Source organism: Rheinheimera mesophila (genome assembly GCF_000986865.1).
Classification (GTDB): Bacteria; Pseudomonadota; Gammaproteobacteria; order Enterobacterales; family Alteromonadaceae; genus Pararheinheimera; species Pararheinheimera mesophila.
In genome coordinates, this window is the sequence record NZ_LAVS01000071.1 from 1 (window position 1) to 439 (window position 439).

The window sequence follows — 439 nt, forward strand, 5'->3', positions numbered from 1 at the left end:
TGTCATTACTTCTTTAATTGGCGCTTGCCCTGTTGCTTTTCTATACTTGTTTTCAGCTTTATATTTCTTTAGCTTTTGATTTGCCCATTTACCTTCTTGAGATGTTGGATTATCTTTATATGTAGTATATAAAGCAACAACTGTTAAGATAATCGATGAAACACTTTCTTCATCTACTGGTATCGGACTTATACCTTTATTCGCTAAAAACTGATTGACTAACGCTAAAATTAATACTATATATCTTGTTATTACTTTTGCATTCATTTGTTTGCTCCTTTTATCCAAAATAAAAAGACGACTAATAAGCCGTCTATTTGATATTTATATTATGGTGTGTTAATTTATATTTAGAAAAAGGGCAACATACGCAAACATGTTACCCTAATGAGCCCGTTAAAAAGACGGTGGCTATTTTAGATTAAAGATTAAATTAATA

At 29.8% G+C, this 439-nt stretch carries 1 protein-coding gene; it reads right to left on the reverse strand.

Annotated elements, in window-relative coordinates:
- On the reverse strand, nucleotides 1-267 hold a 267-nt coding region (locus SD53_RS12590; protein ID WP_046520558.1), incomplete at its 3' end, for a phage holin.
- Nucleotides 268-439 lie beyond the last annotated feature (172 nt).